This is a genomic window from Paragemmobacter amnigenus (genome assembly GCF_009908265.2).
Lineage (GTDB): Bacteria > Pseudomonadota > Alphaproteobacteria > Rhodobacterales > Rhodobacteraceae > Paragemmobacter > Paragemmobacter amnigenus.
The window spans coordinates 253365-267823 of sequence record NZ_JAAATX020000005.1; the positions used below are offsets into that span (position 1 = coordinate 253365).

The 14459-nt window shown below is 65.7% G+C and carries 15 protein-coding genes and 1 tRNA gene; 8 read left to right on the forward strand and 8 right to left on the reverse strand.

Going from position 1 to position 14459, the window contains the following annotated elements; all coding sequences use genetic code 11:
* Position 1: 1 nt before the first annotated feature.
* The 5 genes from GU927_RS08945 to GU927_RS08965 form a co-directional block, all read right to left on the reverse strand.
* Positions 2–766: a hypothetical protein gene (locus tag GU927_RS08945; RefSeq protein ID WP_232489167.1), complete on the reverse strand. Its 765-nt coding sequence runs from the start codon at positions 764–766 to the stop codon at positions 2–4.
* Positions 717–2153: an NAD(P)-dependent oxidoreductase gene (locus GU927_RS08950; RefSeq protein WP_161762080.1), complete on the reverse strand. Its 1437-nt coding sequence runs from the start codon at positions 2151–2153 to the stop codon at positions 717–719. The genes GU927_RS08945 and GU927_RS08950 overlap by 50 nt, the downstream gene beginning before the upstream one ends.
* Positions 2154–2317: 164 nt before the next feature.
* Positions 2318–3118 (reverse strand): undecaprenyl-diphosphate phosphatase, encoded by an 801-nt coding sequence (locus GU927_RS08955; protein ID WP_161762082.1) that lies wholly within the window; start codon positions 3116–3118, stop codon positions 2318–2320.
* 3 nt (positions 3119–3121) lie between these two features.
* Positions 3122–4009: a c-type cytochrome domain-containing protein gene (locus GU927_RS08960; protein WP_232489177.1), complete on the reverse strand. Its 888-nt coding sequence runs from the start codon at positions 4007–4009 to the stop codon at positions 3122–3124.
* A 5-nt stretch (positions 4010–4014) separates the two neighbouring features.
* Positions 4015–5001: a complex I NDUFA9 subunit family protein gene (locus tag GU927_RS08965; RefSeq protein ID WP_161762084.1), complete on the reverse strand. Its 987-nt coding sequence runs from the start codon at positions 4999–5001 to the stop codon at positions 4015–4017.
* Between the two features lie 169 nt (positions 5002–5170).
* Here GU927_RS08965 and GU927_RS08970 point away from each other — a divergent pair.
* From GU927_RS08970 to GU927_RS09005, 8 genes are all read left to right on the forward strand, one after another.
* Positions 5171–5255, forward strand: a tRNA-Leu gene (locus GU927_RS08970).
* A gap of 121 nt (positions 5256–5376) precedes the next feature.
* Positions 5377–5991 carry a ribonuclease D gene (locus tag GU927_RS08975; RefSeq protein WP_161762086.1) on the forward strand — a complete coding sequence of 205 codons (615 nt, stop codon included), beginning with the start codon at positions 5377–5379 and terminating at the stop codon, positions 5989–5991.
* Complete coding sequence (locus GU927_RS08980; protein WP_161762088.1) at positions 5972–6937, forward strand: KpsF/GutQ family sugar-phosphate isomerase; 966 nt, start codon at positions 5972–5974, stop codon at positions 6935–6937. The genes GU927_RS08975 and GU927_RS08980 overlap by 20 nt, the downstream gene beginning before the upstream one ends.
* Complete coding sequence (gene lptC, locus GU927_RS08985) at positions 6937–7551, forward strand: LPS export ABC transporter periplasmic protein LptC (RefSeq protein WP_161762090.1); 615 nt, start codon at positions 6937–6939, stop codon at positions 7549–7551. Before GU927_RS08980 ends, lptC begins: the two co-directional genes overlap by 1 nt.
* A gap of 22 nt (positions 7552–7573) precedes the next feature.
* Positions 7574–8071 (forward strand): lipopolysaccharide transport periplasmic protein LptA, encoded by a 498-nt coding sequence (gene lptA / locus GU927_RS08990; protein WP_161762092.1) that lies wholly within the window; start codon positions 7574–7576, stop codon positions 8069–8071.
* Entirely contained in the window at positions 8068–8832 is a 765-nt protein-coding gene (gene lptB / locus GU927_RS08995; RefSeq protein ID WP_394357667.1) for an LPS export ABC transporter ATP-binding protein, read from the forward strand. The genes lptA and lptB overlap by 4 nt, the downstream gene beginning before the upstream one ends.
* Positions 8833–9081: 249 nt before the next feature.
* Positions 9082–9660 (forward strand): ribosome hibernation-promoting factor, HPF/YfiA family, encoded by a 579-nt coding sequence (gene hpf, locus GU927_RS09000; protein WP_161762093.1) that lies wholly within the window; start codon positions 9082–9084, stop codon positions 9658–9660.
* Positions 9661–9697: 37 nt separating this feature from the next.
* Entirely contained in the window at positions 9698–10162 is a 465-nt protein-coding gene (locus GU927_RS09005; protein ID WP_161762094.1) for a PTS sugar transporter subunit IIA, read from the forward strand.
* Between the two features lie 3 nt (positions 10163–10165).
* Here the strand turns inward: GU927_RS09005 and GU927_RS09010 are convergent, their stop codons facing one another.
* From GU927_RS09010 to GU927_RS09020, 3 genes are read right to left on the reverse strand one after another with little or no spacing between them, the layout of a single operon-like run.
* Entirely contained in the window at positions 10166–11557 is a 1392-nt protein-coding gene (locus GU927_RS09010; RefSeq protein ID WP_161762095.1) for a nodulation protein NodH, read from the reverse strand.
* A gap of 4 nt (positions 11558–11561) precedes the next feature.
* Positions 11562–13295, reverse strand: a complete 1734-nt coding sequence (locus GU927_RS09015) for a beta-1,6-N-acetylglucosaminyltransferase (protein ID WP_232489168.1) — start codon at positions 13293–13295, stop codon at positions 11562–11564.
* The gene (locus GU927_RS09020) at positions 13292–14302 is read right to left on the reverse strand and encodes a glycosyltransferase family 2 protein (RefSeq protein ID WP_161762096.1); all 1011 of its coding nucleotides are present in this window, start codon (positions 14300–14302) and stop codon (positions 13292–13294) included. The genes GU927_RS09015 and GU927_RS09020 overlap by 4 nt, the downstream gene beginning before the upstream one ends.
* Between the last annotated feature and the right edge of the window lie 157 nt (positions 14303–14459).

The window sequence follows — 14459 nt, forward strand, 5'->3', positions numbered from 1 at the left end:
CTTACGACTTGGGCGGGAACGGCAACGACGACATCACGGCGTCGCAGTCGAAGATGGGTTGCGTGCTGGCGAAACCGGGTTCGCCGGGGAAGATGAACTGGACGGGGCTGCCGTCGATCGGGACGTAATTGCCGTCCCCGCCGTCCCATTCCGACGGGCCGGAAAAGAACAGCCGCCATTCGGGATGGATGTATTCGTTCCCGCGCGACCGGCGCAGGACGTTGCCGTCAAGGTCGGTCTCGGTGAAGTTGAAGGCCGTTTCCTGCAGGGTGATGCCGTCGATCACCACCTGCTTGCCGGTCAGCGTATCGCTGCCCCGCACGCGGGTGCGCTCGCCCGTGTCATCCGACAGGCCGAAGATATAGTTGTCGCGCCCCGTGGACAGCAGGTCCGAGAAGGAGGCGGGGTCGGACGGATTGGGGTCCAGAACCTGCCGCACCGGCGGGTTGATCTCGAAGCTTTCGACCCACTGCGCCTCGACATCGATGCGGGACGAGAAGAAGGGGCCTTCCTGATCGAAATCGGTGCGCCACTGGTCGCCCTTTGCGTCACCCTCGCAGGTGAAATGGTTGGACACGCGGCATCCCTTGGCCTGCACCGTCAGGAAGGTCGTGCAGCCTTCGGGCGGGGTGAAATTCCCCGCCACGGCAGGCGCGGTCAGGCCAAGGCCCGCCGCAGCCGTCACCACAAACAGGCGGCCCAGCCCGACCATCGCCTCACTCCGCCGCGACTTGCGCAGGCTGCGCGAGGTAGTCGAGGATGGCATCCGCCGCCTCGCGCCCGTCGCGGATGGCCCAGACCACAAGGGACGCCCCGCGCACGATGTCGCCCACGGCATAGACGCCCGGCAGGCTGGTCGCATGGCTGCGGAAATCGGCCTTGATCGTGCCCCAGCGGGTGACGGCCAGTTCCGGCACGCCCCAGAGCGTGGGGATCTCCTCGGGCTCGAATCCCAGCGCCTGCACCACCAGATCGGCGGGTTCGACGTAATCCGCGCCCTCGATGATCTCGGGCGACTGGCGGCCGGTGGCATCCGGCGCGCCCAGACGCATGCGCTGCACCACCACGCCCTCGACCGACTCGCCGCCGGTGAATCCCTTGGGCGCGGTCAGCCAGACGAAATCGACGCCTTCTTCCTCGGCGTTCTGAACCTCGCGCTGGGAACCGGGCATGTTGGCCTTGTCGCGGCGGTAGAGGCATTTGACGCTGGTCGCGCCCTGACGGATCGCCGTGCGGACGCAGTCCATCGCGGTGTCGCCGCCGCCGATGACCACGACGCGCTTGCCCATCGCGTTCAACTCGCCCGAGTCGAATTCGGCCACATCGTCGCCAAAGCTCTTGCGGTTCGACGCGGTCAGGTAGTCCAGCGCCTTGACGATCCCCTTGGCGCCGACGCCGGGGGCCTGGATGTCGCGCGCCTTGTAGACGCCCGTGGCGATCAGCACCGCGTCATGCTGGCCGCGGATGGCGTCAAAGCTGATGTCGACGCCCACGGTGCAGTTCAGCACGAATTGCACGCCCGCCTCGGCCAGTTGGTCGATGCGCTGCATCACGACGGGCTTTTCCAGCTTGAAGCCGGGGATGCCATAGGTCAGCAGCCCGCCTGCGCGGTCATAGCGGTCATAGACCGTGACCTGCACGCCCTTGCGGCGCAGCGCGTCGGCGGCGGCAAGGCCGCCCGGGCCCGCGCCGATGATGCCGACGGATTCCGTGCGTTCGGTCGCAGGGCGGATCGGCTGGACCCAGCCGTTTTCCCATGCCGTGTCGGTGATGTATTTCTCGACCGACCCGATGGTGACTGTGCCGTGGCCGGATTGTTCGATCACGCAATTGCCTTCGCACAGACGGTCCTGCGGGCAGATGCGGCCGCAGATTTCAGGGAAGGTGTTGGTGGCTTGGCTGATCTCGTAGGCTTCCTGCAACCGCCCCTCGGCGGTCAGGCGCAGCCAGTCGGGGATATTGTTGTGCAGCGGGCAGTGCGACTGGCAATAGGGCACGCCGCACTGGCTGCACCGGCCTGCCTGTTCGGCGGCCTTTTCGGCGGCATATTCGCGGTAGATTTCATGGAAATCCTGCGCGCGCAGGTTTGCCGGGCGCTTCTCGGGCATCTCCTTGGCGACGGTCACGAACTGGAGCATGCGGTTGTTTGCCATGAGGCGCCCTTTCATCCGGGTTGTCTCGGGTGTGCGCCTTCATACTTTGCACCTCGGGGGAATAAAAGTCAGTATAGTTTACCTAATACGATGTTTTTGTCCGATTGGGTCGCAAATCCTGCCCTGTTGGCGGAAAAATAGGTCAGCACACGTTCCGATGCTTGTCAGAACCCCAGCGAAAGCAGCCCCAACGCCACCGAACCGACGATGATTCGCCACCAGCCGAAGATGGCAAAACCGTTGCGGCTGACGAAATCCAGCGTCCAGCGCACGACCAGCACGGCGGAGATGAAGGCCAGCGCAAAGCCCACGCCGATATCGACCACGGCGGAGAAATCCAGCACATGGCGGCTTTTCCACAGGTCATAGGTGAAGGCCCCCGCCATGGTGGGCATCGACAGGAAGAAGGAAAACTCGGCCGAGGCACGCTTGCCCACGCCCAGCATCCGCGCCCCCACGATGGTGGCACCCGACCGGCTGACCCCCGGCACCATGGCGAGGCATTGGATGAGGCCGACCGCCAGCGCCTTGCGGAAGGGCAGGGCCATCGCATCGTCATGCACGGGCGGGGGCGCCACGCGGTCGATCACCAGAAGGACCAACCCGCCAAGGATCAGCATGACCGCGATCAGGACGGGCGTTTCGAACAGTACCGTCTTGATGATGTCATGCACCAGCACGCCGATGACGGCGGCGGGAAAGAAGGCCAGCAGGACGGAAACGACGAAGCGCGCCGATTTCGGGTCGCTGTGCATGGTGGACGCCACCTGCCACAGCCGCCCCGCATAGACCGTCAGGATCGCCAGCACCGCGCCAAGCTGGATCACCACCTCGAAGGTCCGGCCGGGGCTGTCGAACCCCAGAAAATGCCCCGCCAGCAGCAGATGCCCCGTAGAGGAGACGGGAATGAACTCCGTCAACCCCTCGATCAGGCCCAGAAGGCCCGCGACCAGCGTGTTTTCCATGCCCTACCGCCCGCGATAGCGCGTGGCGAGGATGCTGCCATCCGGCTGCACTTCGCCCCGCATCTCGGCTTTGCCACCGATGCCCGGCACGTCGTCCAGCCGCGTGCCGCCATCCACGGCGAACCGTGCCCCATCGATTTCGTTTTCACCCGTGACCGCGCCCCGCAGACGCACCCGCGCGCCCACGGGAAGCGGGGCAGGGGTACCATCAGCGGCGCGGGCACCCTGCGCGATCCAGTCGCGGATCAGGCGGACGTCATCCTCGGGCAGCCATGGCGGACCGTCAAAGGGCATCCGCGGATCGGACAGGCCGGTGATGCGCCGCCAGATTTCGGACATTTCCGGATTGCCGGGCACCACCGCCACCCGTTCATCCGCCGCCAAGGCGTGTTCATAGCTGTCCAGCCGCAACCCCTCGGGCGGGCCGCCCACCTTGGAATTGTCGGAATGGCACTTGGCGCAGACCTTCAGGAAGATCGGCTCCACATCCGGCCAAAGCACATCCTCGCCCGGCGCGGGGCGCACCCGTTCGGGCAGGGCGGCAAAGGTCGCCGCCCCTTCGGGCATCCCCGCCGCGACCCAGTCCGACACCAGCGCGATTTCGGCCTCTGACAGGAAGGGCGGGCCGTCCAGCGGCATCCGCGGTTCCGCCTCGCCCCGCAGACGCTGCAACAGGGGGCTGGCCATGTCGCCCGCGATGGCGACCGGCCCGTTCTCGCTGCCCGCCATCACGCCTGCATGGCTGTCCAGATGCAGGCCAAGGGGCGCGTCGCTGCCCGAATGGCACATCACGCAACGTTCCTGGAACAGCGCGCCCACCTGCGCGAAATCCGGTCCCTCCTGCGCCGATGCGGCACCGGCCATCAGCAAAAGGGCCAGCGCCGCCCGCATGACGGTCACGCCTTCCGCAGGTTCTTCGCCGATTCCTTGATCGCGGCATATTGCCCCGACGGACGGTAGCGCCACAGGTATTCCGGCAGGACCGGACCCATCGCGGTGGGCACGATCCCCAGATCGGCAAGACCGCGCGCGCCCGCCGACACGACATTGTCACGCTTCAGGTTGCGGACCTGATCGCGGGTGATCATGCCGTTCCGGAATAGGCCCAGCGTTACCGCCTGCAACAGGTCGAACGCCCCGCCCATGATCGACGCCACGAAGAAGGGCACGTTCACCACCAGACGCCGCCGCCGGATCACGGCCAGCATCTGGCGCATCAGGTCGCGGAAGGTCGCCACATCCGGCCCGCCCAGTTCGTAGATGCCGGGTGCCGCCGTGCCGGTCACGCCCTTGACCGCGGCCTGCGCCACGTCATCGACATAGACCGGCTGGAATTTCGTGCCCGCACCCACCACCGGCAGCACCGGCCCGAAGCGCGACATGGCGGCAAAGCGGTTGAAGAAGCCGTCCTCGTTGCCGAAGATGATCGAGGGGCGCAGGATCACGGCCGAAGGGAAGGCCGCCAGAACTGCCGCCTCGCCCGCAGCCTTGGTGCGCTGGTAGTCCGAGTCGCTGTCCGCATCCGAACCGATTGCCGAGATGTGGACAAGGTTCACCACCGCTTCCTCGGCCGCGATCCGCGCGATGCGGCCCGCGCCTTCGGCCTGCACGGCGTCAAAGCTGTTCTTGCCAAAGCCGTTCAGGATGCCCACGCAGTTCACCACCGCATCCGCGCCTTTCATCACCGCGCGCACGCTTGCATCGTCGCGGATGTTGCAGGCCACGGGTTCCACCTGACCCACCACGCCATAGGGTTTGACGAACAGCGCGTCATTCGGGCGGCGGACGGCCACGCGGACGCGCCAGCCCTCCTTGGCCATGCGCCGCGCGATGTAGCGGCCGACAAAGCCCGAACCGCCGTAGATGGTGACAAGCTTGTTCATGTCCGGTTCCCCATTCTTTCGTTGCGCCGTGATTACACCCTTCCCCCCCGAAGGCCAAGCACCCGCTGTGCCGCAGCTTTGCCGGTCCGCGACGGGCGGCGAAAGATTCTTCAATCCGGCCCGTTGACACTGCCCGACGGCTTCTTTACATCGCCCTCCATCGACTTGGGCCCAGATGGCGGAATTGGTAGACGCACTGGTTTCAGGTACCAGCGCTGCAAGGCGTGGAGGTTCGAGTCCTCTTCTGGGCACCATGTCGATCTTGCCAAAAGGGCGCGGGGAAACCTGCGCCCTTCGGCGTTTCCGGACCCCTTTCCGTTGACCCCCGCGCGGGCCGCCGCTAATGCAGCGCAAACCCCGCCGAAAGGACGCGCCTTGGCCATCTTCCTGTACCAGAACGACCTGCCCGACGGGCTGACCCTTGGCCCCGTGGTTGCGATCGACACCGAGACGATGGGGCTGGACCCCCGCCGCGACCGGCTGTGCGTGGTGCAACTGTCGGACGGGGACGGGAACGCGCATCTGGTGCAGATCGCGCGCGGCCAGACGCGGGCCCCGAATCTGGAGCGGCTGCTGACCGACCCCGCCACGCTGAAGCTCTTCCATTTCGGCCGCTTCGACATCGCCGCGCTGAAGAATGCCTTCGGCGTGACCACCGCGCCGGTCTGGTGCACCAAGATCGCGTCGAAACTGATCCGCACCTTCACCGACCGGCACGGGCTGAAATACCTGCTGCTGGAACTGGTGGGGGTGGACGTGTCCAAGCAGCAGCAGACGTCCGACTGGGGGGCCGAGGTCTTGACCGAGGCTCAGAAGGAATATGCGGCGTCCGACGTGCTCTATCTGCACGCGCTGAAGGACGCGCTTCAGGCGCGTCTGGTGCGCGAAGGCCGGATGGACCTCGCCCAGCGCTGCTTCGACTTCCTGCCCACGCGGGCAGAGCTGGACCTGCTGGGATGGGAAGAACCCAATGACCTCTTCCACCACTGATTTCCTGTCGACCGCCCGCCGCGTCATCCGCCGCGAGGCCGAGGCGCTGGGCATGCTGGCCGACAGTCTGGACGGGGCCTTTTCGGCGGCGGTGGACCTGATCCTGAAATCGCAGGGGCGGGTGATCGTGTCGGGCATGGGCAAGTCGGGCCACGTCGCGCGCAAGATCGCTGCGACGCTCGCCTCGACCGGCACGCCCGCGCAATTCGTCCATCCGGCCGAGGCGAGCCATGGCGACCTTGGCATGGTGATGCGGGGCGACGTGGCGCTGGTCCTGTCAAACTCGGGCGAGACGCCGGAACTGGCCGACATCATCGCGCATACCCGCCGCTTCGACATTCCGCTGATCGGCGTGGCGTCACGGGCCGAGTCGACGCTGCTGCGGCAATCCGACGTTGCGCTGGTCCTGCCCCCCGCGCCCGAGGCCTGCGAGCAGGGGATCGTTCCGACCACCTCGACCACCATGACGCTGGCGCTGGGCGATGCGCTGGCGGTGGCGCTGATGGAGCACCGCGCCTTTACCCCCGACCAGTTCCGCATCTTCCACCCCGGCGGCAAGCTGGGCGCGCGGCTGTCGCGGGTGCGCGATCTGATGCATCCCGACGCGCCGCTGGTGAACCATGACGCGCCGATGGGCGATGCGCTGCTCATGATGTCGGCCAAGGGCTTCGGCGTGGTTGGCGTGACCGATGCGGACGGCTACCTTCAGGGCATCATCACCGATGGCGACCTGCGGCGGCACATGGCGGGACTGCTCGACCTTGCGGCGGGCGACGTGATGACCGCCGCGCCGCGCACCATCGGGCCCGACGCCCTTGCCGAAACCGCGGTCCGCATCATGAACGACAAGAAGATCACCTGCCTTTTCGTCGTCGATCCCGAAGGCAGCCAGACCGTGGCGGGCCTTCTGCACATCCACGACTGCCTGCGCGCCGGAATCGCCTGATGGCACGGCGGGCGGCGCTTGACGGCTGGTCGCGGCTGGTCGCCTGGCTGAAGGTGCTGCTGCCGCTACTGGCGCTGGGCTTGTTGTCCACGCTCTTCCTCGTCTCCAACCGCGTGGACCCCGAGGATGCGATCCCCTACGCGCAGGTGGATGTCGAAGAACGTCTGCGCGAACCGCGGATGACCGCCCCCACCTATGCCGGTACCACCCGCGACGGGGCCGCGCTGGAACTGCGCGCCGACGAGACCCGCCCCGCGACGGCCGACGGACAGGGCCAGACCGCCAAAAAGGTGAATGCCCGCCTGTCCACGCCCGATGGCGCCGTCACGGACCTTGCCGCCGATGCCGCGGTGATGGCGCCGGACGGCAACGAGGTGACGCTGACCGGCAATGTCACCTTCAACAGCAGCACCGGCTACGATCTGGTGACCGAGGCGTTGACCGCCCGCCTTGACGAAACCGCGATCCGCAGCACCACGCCCGTCCGCGCGACCGGCCCCGTCGGGCAGATCACCGCCGACCGGATGGAACTGACGCAGCGCGGGGATGGCGGAGCGGGTTATCTTCTGGTTTTCAATGGAAGCGTGAAGCTGGTATTCCAACCGGCGAAATGATTGCTCTGGTCTGGGGATTGAAATGGCAGCGGCCCTGCGCGCATCACTGCTTACTGCGGCGCTTCTGGCCCTGACGACGCCCCTTTCGGCACAGACGGCGATCAACCTGACCGGGCTCCGGCAGGACACCTCCCTTCCGGTCGAGGTCGCGGCAGACAGCCTTGCCGTGGACCAGACGGACGGGCAGGCCACCTTTTCCGGCAATGTGAAGGTCACGCAGGGGGACATGACGATTCAGGCGGGCGAGGCGCGCGTCGAATACACCCCCGATGGCAAGGGGATCGACCGTATCCTGTTGTCCGGCCGTGTGCTTTTCGCCAGCCCCACCGATGCCGCCGAGGCGGACGAGGCGGTCTATACCATCGACACGGGCGTGGTCGTCCTGACCGGTGACGTCCTGCTGACGCAAGGCTCCACCACCATTTCCGGCGGACGTCTGGTCTATGACCTCGATCAGGGCACCGGCAGCATGGAGGGGCGGGTGCAGACCGTGTTCACCCCCGGCAAGGCGCAGCCGTGAAGGATGGCGCCCCCGGACTGACCGTGACCGAAGGGTCGGCGGGGCTGGCCATCCGGTCGCTGCGGAAAAGCTATCGCCGCCGCCCCGTGATCCGCGACGTGTCCATGCATCTGAACCGGGGCGAGGTGGTGGCGCTGCTCGGCCCCAACGGATCGGGCAAAACGACGTGCTTCTACGCCATCGCCGGTCTCGTCTCGCCCGAAGGCGGCGCGGTGCTGATCGACGGGCGGGATGTGACGGCGCTGCCCATGTATCGCCGCGCGCGGCTGGGCATCGGCTATCTGCCGCAGGAAGTGTCGATCTTCCGCGGCCTGTCGGTCGAGGACAACATCCTTGCCGTTCTCGAAATCACCCATTCCGACCGCCACAAGCGGCGCGAGCGGCTGGAGGAGTTGCTGTCGGAATTCTCCATCACCCACCTGCGCCGCGCGCCCGCGCTGGCGCTGTCGGGCGGGGAACGGCGGCGTGTGGAAATCGCGCGCTGTCTGGCGGCGGACCCGAAATACCTGCTGCTGGACGAACCCTTCGCCGGCGTCGATCCCATCGCCGTGGGTGAAATCCGGCATCTGGTGCAGGACCTGAAAAGCCGCGGCATCGGCGTGCTGATCACCGACCACAATGTCCGTGAAACGCTAGAGATCGTGGACCGCGCCTATATCCTGCACGACGGCAAGGTGCTGATGAGCGGGACGACGGACGAGGTGGTGCGCGACGAAACCGTGCGCCGCGTCTATCTGGGCCAGAACTTCCGAATCGGCTGATCCCCGCCTGCGCCAAGCGCAGCGCAACGCGCTTTGCATCCCATCCCTACGACTCTGTTGACAAGCGCCCGCCTGCGGATGCCAAATATCCGTAATGCGTGTGCAAATCGCCATGTCCGTTCCTGCCGATGCCGCCGCCAAGACGGCCAGCGGTCTTGCGGGAACGCCCCCCCGAACCCAAGTCAGATTCAAGAGGGTCCGCCCGCCCCAGTAACGGCGGCCGGATCGAATTCACGCGGAGGAAGCACCATGCGTTACCAGATCAGCGGCAAACAGATCGACATAGGCGAGGCGCTCCAGACGCATGTGAAGGCCGAACTCGGCGAGGTGGTGGAAAAATACGCCCAGCGCCCGACCGATGCCGTCATCATCTTCTCGCGCGCCGCGCATGAATTCGTCTGCGAGGCGACGATCCACCTGTCGACCGGTCTGTCGGCGCAGGCCAAGGGCCATGCCTCCGAAATCTATGCCGCTTTCGAATCCTGCCGCGAGAAGATGGACAAGCAGCTCCGCCGCTACAAACGCCGGTTGCGCAACCACCACAGCGCGCGGACGGCCCCTGTTGAATTCGCCGAAGGCTCCGCCTATATCCTCGCGCCAACCGAAGAACCCGAGGAAGACGACCACGACGATCTGCCGCAACCCATCGTGATCGCCGAGATGGAGACGAAGATTCCTTCGATCACCGTCGGCGAGGCGGTGATGCAGCTGGAACTGGGTGGCCAGAAAATGCTCGTGTTCCGGAACGAAGGACATGGTGGGGTGAATGTCGTGTACCGTCGTGATGACGGCAACATCGGCTGGATCGACCCGCGCAACAGCAAATGACGCCGGCCTTGGCACGGCACAGGAACGAACGCGGCTGATGGAACTTTCCAAGCTACTCATTCCGGGGGCCGTACGGGTCGTCGGTCAGTTGACCAGCAAGAAGCGGCTCTTCCAGGAACTGGGAGAGCTGGCCGCAAGCGCCTATGGCATGAGCGGGGCCACCGCCATCGACGGCCTTCAGGAACGCGAAAGCCTTGGTCCCACCGGCGTGGGCCATGGCATCGCGCTTCCCCATGCGCGGCTGGAAGACCTGCGCGAGATTCGCGGGGTCTTCATCCGTCTGGAAAAGCCGCTGGATTACGACAGCGTCGACCGCCAGCCCGTCGATCTGGTCTTCGGCCTGTTCGCGCCCAAGGATTCGGGGGTGGACCATCTGAAGGCGCTGGCGCTGGTCAGCCGCACGATGCGGGATCAGGCGGTGGTGTCCAAGCTGCGCGCCAACAGCGACCCTGCCAAGATCTACGCGATCCTGACCGAATCGCGCACCACGCAGGCGGCCTGAGCGCTAGCGTCTGGCGGTAAAGCCGAAGCCCATGTAATCGCGCTGATAGGCATCGCGCGCAGCCTCTTCCAGCTCGCCGTCGCGGATGGTGTCCAGCGCGTCGTCGCAGGCGTCGCGGGGCAGGGCGGGTGGCGGTGCCGTCACCCCCACCTCGGCGCAGAGGAAGGCCAGCCCCTCGGCCAAACTCTCCTCGCGCAGGATCAGGTCGGGCGGCTGGAACTGGGCAAAGCCTTGCAGGACGGCGGTCTGGCTGGCCCATGCGGCATCGGTGCGGAACCCCGTCTGCCCCGCCAGATTGCGTTTCAGGAACCGCAGGAAGGCAAGAAAGGACGCGCGCCGCGTGTCACGGTCCAGCACCTCGCCCGCGCGCGGCAGGGTGACGCCATGCACGCGGGACAGGATGTTGCGCTGCTCCTGCTGCATCCCGCCGCCCTGTTCCAGCGCCCAGAAGGCGCGGTGGGCGCGGTCCAGCGGATGGCGCAGCACGGTAAAGGCGCGGTGTCCGGGATGCGCCCGCTTCCACTGGCGCAGGGTCTTGTGCGTGAAGTCGCCCTCGACCCCGCCCAGACCGGCCAGCCAGTCCGCCACCGACGGCGCGCCCTTGACCGGCATGAACACAAGCGGCACCTCGCGCCCCGCGACATAGCCGGGGATCGCCGCATTGCGCCGTGGTTCGAAATTCGGCGTGCGCGACAGGTTGAACCGGTCCAGCCGCGCCAGCGCCTGTTCCATCGCGGCGGAATTGACGACTTTCTGCTCCAGCGGTTCGGGGTTCTGCACCGTCAGCGAGGAATCGACCGACTCCAGCCGCCCCTCGATCCCCAGAAACGCCGCCAGCCCGTTCAGCACATCCAGATCGGGGATGTCGTCATAGTCGATGTAGAAGGCCGTCTGCCCCCGCGCCTGAAGCGCGCGCATCAACCGGACCTGAAACGCCTGCACCCCGTCCAGATGTTCGGTGAATTCCAGCGCGTCGAACCGCGCCTTGGCCTGCTTCAGGTTCTTGGGGTTGGTCAGCTTCCACTGCCCCGTCGCCTGCGCGATCTTCAGACTGACATAACTTTCGATCGGGTTGCGCGTCAGCACGATCTTGGCGCAGCGCGGATCGTCCAGTACAAGGTCAAACACCCGCGGATCATGGTCGTGGAAATAGCGGAACCCCGCCATCCCCGGCGTACGCTCGCGCAACCGGCGCAAGAGCAGGGCGGGGTCCGCCTCGCGCTCGGCCAGCGTGACGCCGAACATCTCGGTCTGGTCCTTCTTGCCGATGAAGACGGGATTGAACACCTCGCCATGGCAGGTCACGCCCGGCATCGCGTTCAGGTTGGCCTCCAGAAAATTGGAGCCTGTCCGCATCTCTGCGAACATCACGAAGGAATCGAACCGGACTGTCACCGCGTCACTTCACCAGATAGGGCCGCCCGCGGCGGGCCTCCGCAGGCTGCAGGTCTCCACCCGCAGGGAAGTCGCCCATCAACACCGGCTGCATCCCCTGATTGCGGAGATTCTGCAGGAACTGCCCGAATCCGGCAAGGTCCGTCATGCGCGGCGCCTCGGTCAGGCGGCGGAGCGAGCGGGGGCTGATCTCGTCCACGATGGTCTGCAGGGGTTCCATCGGGTTCTCGATGAATTCGGCCAGCGTCCAGATGCGGATGCGCGCCTTGGCCGAGGAATGGCGCAGGATCGCCAGATGGTCGATCTCGATCTTCTGGAGCCTTGCAGCCTCGCGCCGGATGTCGGCGAAGTTGCGGTTCGATTTGAAAAGAGGGATCGCCCAAGCGCCCGATATGACGGAAATCTGCGCGTTGCCGTCCAGCGCCATGAACCAGTTGAGCGTCTGGTTATCCGCCGGTCCGAACTGGAAAGACTGCCGCTCGCCCCGCGTGGCCCAGATCAGATTGGCAAGGAAGGATCGCGGGTTGTAATCGCGCAGCGCCGCGCTGTCGGGAATGGCGCCGTTGAACACCGCCTCGCCCCCCGCGAATTCCACGCGGTCGGGCGCGAAAAGGTGGCCATGCACCCGCGTGCCGGTGACCTTGCCCAGCCAGCCCTCGAAATTCTCGAACACGTCGGTGAATCCCTGAAACACCGAATAGGGCGCCGCGGTGCGCCCGTTTTCCCAATCCGCATTGGGAAAGCGGCTTTGCATGTAAAGCCCGGGCCGCCCCTTCACCCGCCGTTCCACCGCCTTGGAAAACAGCCGGTCGATCTTGCCCGGATTCGGTTCCCCCCCCGCCTGCGCGGTGGCGTCGTCGGACAGGAAGGTGGCATAAAGCCGGTTCGCGTTCGGCCAGATCTTGCGCGCCACGAAACAGTCCGACCGCCGCAGCAGTTGCAGGTGGTCGTCATAGAAGATGTGCGGCTTGCCCTGGAAATCGAACTTGGACAGCGTCAGCGACCGGCTTTCCACATTCCCCGACACCTGCCGCACCAGCGTCTGGAAATAGCTTTCGTCCGGAATCCAGACGCGGCGGAAATAGCGGTCATAAAGCGTCCGGTCCGGCCCCTGAAGGATGGCCGAAAGCGTCTGGCGGGTCAGACACCACCACTGGCTGCCCAGATGCGGGACGATGCCGTTGGGGATCGTGCGGCGGAACCCCACGCGCCGTTGCAGGGCGACATAGCGGTCGAACAGCCACCTTTGCGTGCGCCACGAAAAGGGGAAGCGCAGGGTGAAACGTTCCATGTTCAGTCCGCCGATGGTCCAGCCGACCTCTTCGGTGGTGACGGATTCGATGAAATCGGTGCGCGGGCGTTCGTCCAGATAGGCGATCAGTTCCTTGACGGGGCGCAGCGGCAGGCAGGACCCCGAGGCAAGGTAGACATGCCGGACCGAGGGGAATTCCTCCAGCATCACCTCGGCCGCCTTTTGCGTGGCGGCGACGATGCCCCAGGTGCCCCATTCGCAGTTGAACCGTTCGGAAAACCGCACATTCGGCAGGTCCGACAGGTCGGCCATGAATTTGTCATAGCTCCACCGTCCGACGCGGCGGTCGACATGGATCACCACCGGACAGCCGCGTTCGGCCCAGTGCCGCGCCGTTTCCGCCGCGCGGTGGAACGCCGTATGGCACAGCATGACAAAGCCGAGCGGGCCGTTCGGTGCCACAAGGGCCGAGGAGGGACCGCTCATGCCCAGTTCCCCTTGGACATCAGCCCCAGAATTTCCAACTGGCGCCAGTTGATGTATTTCTCCGACCACTTGCACCACAGGTCGGGGTGGGTCTTCAGCCCGTCGCGATAGGCGCGGTATTCGGCGCTGTTGGCGTAATGCTGCCCGCGCTCCAGTTCCTCGTCGGCCTTGGCGGCGAAGGTATCCAGGAACTTCGCGTGCAGCAGACAGCCCGACGCCTTCTCGCCCCCCCATTCATCATAGGTCAGGTTCAACCCGCGCGGCAGCAGCATGTGGGTCGAACTGGCATAGGCATAGGCGCGGTGCCATTTCACCAGTGGGATCTTGTTCAGCGCGGGCGCGGCCTTGGGCCGGTCGCGGAAGAAGACCCGCGCGCGTGGGCCGCCCTGCACCCACAGGTTGCCGTCACCGGGGTTGCGCTTGACCGAATAGTTGGCGCTGTCGAACCACTGCGCGATCTCGAAGGGATCCTGCCCCTCGCGATAGGGTTGGGCGTCCATCGGCCCCTTGGGATACATGTCCAGCAACATGGCCGAGAAGGAGCGTATCCCCGACGTCTCCAGCCAGTCTGTCAGCGCGCGCAGGGGGCGCGTCTCGCAAAAGGGGTAGACGAGGAATTCGTCGGGATCGACCACCAGCGTCCAGTGCCCGTGGCAGTATTTGCGTTGCAGCGCCGTGATCCAGTCCATCCCGAAGCGCGACGCCTTATAGCTGCCCGTCGCCACCCAGAGCGATACGTCCGACTGCTGTTGCAGGTATTCGCGCGACCCGTCATCCGACCCGTTGTCTACGATGAGGAAGTGGTTGACCCCCAGATCACGGTAATAGCGCAGGAAATAGGGCAGGCGGACGCGTTCGTTCCGCAGGGTGGACAAAAGCAGGATGGAATCGCCACGGATCGCCCCCGTGCGATTGACCACGGCTGTCATCTCGCGACGTTTCAGCCATGCGCGCAGGTGAAGCCGCCTGCGACGCAGCCTCAACCGATATGCACCGACAATCCCCACCTGTCCGCCCGTCCCCTACGGTTTCGCCATCTCCCTGCGAAAGCCGTGCCACACTGGTTAATTCTCGCCTCGGTCTTTCTGCCGCCCTGCCATCCGTAAGGATATCAGAAACGATTTTGCGCCAGTTTAGTAAGTGACCCGTCCCAAGTAAACAATT

Bases quoted from the DNA above. Each gene is read 5' to 3' on its own strand.
- GU927_RS08955 (WP_161762082.1), bottom strand. From the start codon at position 3,118: ATGGAAAACACGCTGGTCGCGGGCCTTCTGGGCCTGATCGAGGGGTTG.
- lptA (WP_161762092.1), top strand. From the start codon at position 7,574: ATGGCAGCGGCCCTGCGCGCATCACTGCTTACTGCGGCGCTTCTGGCC.
- GU927_RS08980 (WP_161762088.1), top strand. From the start codon at position 5,972: ATGACCTCTTCCACCACTGATTTCCTGTCGACCGCCCGCCGCGTCATC.
- GU927_RS09005 (WP_161762094.1), top strand. From the start codon at position 9,698: ATGGAACTTTCCAAGCTACTCATTCCGGGGGCCGTACGGGTCGTCGGT.
- GU927_RS08965 (WP_161762084.1), bottom strand. From the start codon at position 5,001: ATGAACAAGCTTGTCACCATCTACGGCGGTTCGGGCTTTGTCGGCCGC.
- GU927_RS08950 (WP_161762080.1), bottom strand. From the start codon at position 2,153: ATGGCAAACAACCGCATGCTCCAGTTCGTGACCGTCGCCAAGGAGATG.
- GU927_RS08960 (WP_232489177.1), bottom strand. From the start codon at position 4,009: ATGCGGGCGGCGCTGGCCCTTTTGCTGATGGCCGGTGCCGCATCGGCG.
- hpf (WP_161762093.1), top strand. From the start codon at position 9,082: ATGCGTTACCAGATCAGCGGCAAACAGATCGACATAGGCGAGGCGCTC.
- lptC (WP_161762090.1), top strand. From the start codon at position 6,937: ATGGCACGGCGGGCGGCGCTTGACGGCTGGTCGCGGCTGGTCGCCTGG.
- GU927_RS08945 (WP_232489167.1), bottom strand. From the start codon at position 766: ATGCCATCCTCGACTACCTCGCGCAGCCTGCGCAAGTCGCGGCGGAGT.
- GU927_RS09015 (WP_232489168.1), bottom strand. From the start codon at position 13,295: ATGAGCGGTCCCTCCTCGGCCCTTGTGGCACCGAACGGCCCGCTCGGC.